This window comes from Bacillus sp. GMs2/2 (genome assembly GCF_050172095.1).
Taxonomy (GTDB): Bacteria; Bacillota; Bacilli; order Bacillales; family Bacillaceae_G; genus Bacillus_A; species Bacillus_A cereus.
Genome location: NZ_JBNLYE010000535.1, coordinates 1 through 2,159, shown reverse-complemented (window position 1 = coordinate 2,159; position 2,159 = coordinate 1). Strand labels below are relative to the sequence as shown.

Below are 2,159 nucleotides of genomic sequence, written 5' to 3'. Positions count from 1 at the left end.
TGTTGACCTTAAAAAGAAATGTGTATATAATTACATGTAGTTATTAAAACTACATGTAATTATATGAGGGGTGTTATTATGAATGCTTATGTAAGGGAACCAGTTAATGCATTTACTCACTTAGGTGGAGCGATATTATCATTTATTGCCTTATTAGCTATGCTTGTGAAAGTTTCTATCAAGATGCCATCATTTGCTGCAATTACAGCTGTTATTTTGTTTGGTATTGGAATGATGGTCCTTTATACGGCGTCAGCTGTGTATCATAGTGTTGTGGCCAATGAACGTGTTATTTACTTCTTTAGGAAGCTAGATCATTCTATGATTTTTATATTAATTGCAGGTACATATGCACCCTTTTGCTTAATTACATTAAATTCAGCAAGTGGTTTACTATTATTTTGTTTAGTCTATGCAACTGCGATTTGTGGCATTGTATTTAAAATGTTTTGGTTTAATTGTCCAAGATGGTTATCGACAGCAATTTATATTACGATGGGTTGGTTAATTGTGTTATTCTTTGCACCGTTAGCTGAGAATTTAAGTACAGGAGGCATTATTTTCTTAGTACTTGGGGGCATTTTTTATACAATTGGTGGATTTATTTATGGAACAAAGCCAAAATGGTTAGAGTTTAAATATATGGGGCATCATGAAATTTTTCATGTTTTTGTATTATTAGGTAGTCTTGCGCATTTTCTAAGTGTATATTGTTATGTAATTTAATAAAAAAACGCTACATAATAAAAATTATGTGGCGTTTTTTTATTAACTGATTAGAATCGTATATGTTATAAAATTATTATGGGATAAAATGTAAGTTTCTGTGTTCGCATGTTAAACATAGGATAAGAAATATGTGATATACTTTGAGAAGTTTATAATGAATGAAATATGGAGGACTATAATTATGGCAATACTTGTAACAGGTGGAGCAGGATATATTGGTAGTCATACATGTGTAGAATTACTAAATAGCGGTTACGAAGTTATAGTAGTGGATAACCTTTCGAATAGCTCGGTAGAATCTATAAATCGAGTGAAAGAAATAACAGGAAAACAATTTAAGTTTTATAAAGAAGATGTTTTAAATCGCGAAGCGCTTGACGCAATTTTTGAAGAAAATTCAATTGAAGCAGTTATTCACTTTGCAGGATTTAAAGCTGTAGGGGAGTCAGTAGCGATTCCATTAACATATTATCATAACAACATTACAAGCACGTTAGTGCTATGTGAAGTAATGCAGAAACATAATGTAAAGAAGATAATCTTTAGTTCATCTGCAACTGTATATGGTATCCCGGAAACGTCACCGATTACGGAGGAGTTTCCATTAAGTGCAACAAATCCATATGGTCAAACGAAATTAATGATTGAGCAAATTATGCGTGATGTAGCATTTGCAGATGCAGAATGGAGTATCGCATTACTTCGCTATTTCAATCCATTTGGTGCACACGAAAGTGGGCGTATCGGAGAAGATCCAAATGGAATCCCAAATAACTTAATGCCATATGTAACGCAAGTAGCGGTAGGTAAGTTAAAAGAATTAAGCGTATTCGGAAATGACTATCCAACGAAAGATGGAACAGGAGTCCGTGATTACATCCATGTTGTGGACTTAGCAAATGGTCACGTAAAGGCGCTTGAGAAAGTACTGAGTACAACAGGAGTAGATGCTTATAACCTGGGCACAGGCATGGGCTATAGTGTACTAGAGATGGTTGAAGCGTTTGAAAAAGTTTCGGGCAAGAAAGTTCCTTATAAAATTACAGAGCGTCGCCCAGGTGATGTGGCAGTATGTTTTGCTGATGCATCGAAAGCAAAGCGTGAATTAGGCTGGGAGGCAACACGCGGATTAGAAGAAATGTGTGCTGACTCTTGGAAATGGCAATCAAATAATAAAAATGGCTATTTAGAAGTTTAATGATGAATATAAAAAATGACCTTTGCATAAAAGCAAGAGGTCATTTTTTATATTCATTTTCTACTAAGTTTATTAGCGAACCTAGAAAAGAACGTTCGCTGTTTTAAATGATATGATTTTACAATATCTTATGCTAGAAGGTAGTAGAATGAGATAGAGTAATGTATTATTTTATTAATTTTTTATGGGAATTGAAAGCGTATTATTGAAATGTATTCCAACACTTGTATCA

The 2,159-nt window shown here is 33.7% G+C and carries 2 protein-coding genes; both read left to right on the top strand.

What is annotated here, in order from left to right:
- The first annotated feature begins 78 nt into the window (after positions 1-78).
- On the top strand, positions 79-726 hold the full coding sequence (trhA, locus tag ACQGS6_RS27065) for a PAQR family membrane homeostasis protein TrhA (RefSeq protein ID WP_000995363.1): 648 nt from the start codon (positions 79-81) through the stop codon (positions 724-726).
- 184 nt (positions 727-910) lie between these two features.
- Positions 911-1,927, top strand: coding sequence for a UDP-glucose 4-epimerase GalE (galE, locus tag ACQGS6_RS27060; protein WP_000996548.1), 1,017 nt, complete (start codon positions 911-913; stop codon positions 1,925-1,927).
- Positions 1,928-2,159 lie beyond the last annotated feature (232 nt).